1 pseudogene is annotated in these 229 nt (G+C 59.8%); it reads right to left on the bottom strand.

What is annotated here, in order from left to right:
* A pseudogene (locus tag HMPREF0549_RS09670) lies at positions 1 to 229 on the bottom strand (molybdate ABC transporter permease subunit); the annotation flags it as partial.

The following is a 229-nucleotide window of genomic DNA, read 5'->3' as shown; positions in this document are numbered from 1 at the left end:
GCGGCCTGGGAAGCGATAGCGGGTTAGGATCCACGCCATCAGCAGACCGAAAACGCCGTTAAAAATCGATGCCACAAACGCCGACAGCAGCGTTACTTTGTAGGCCGCGACCACCTGCGGGTTGGTGATCACCTCCCAGTACTGCGCCCAGCTCATCTGGGCCAGTTGCATCACCAGCGCGGAGAGCGGCAGCAGCAAAATCAGGCACACAAACAGCAGACTGGTGCCG

The sequence above is a fragment of the Limosilactobacillus vaginalis DSM 5837 = ATCC 49540 genome (assembly GCF_000159435.1).
Taxonomy (GTDB): Bacteria; Bacillota; Bacilli; order Lactobacillales; family Lactobacillaceae; genus Limosilactobacillus; species Limosilactobacillus vaginalis.
Note: the sequence above shows the minus strand (reverse complement) of the source record. Positions and strands in the feature narration are given on the sequence as shown.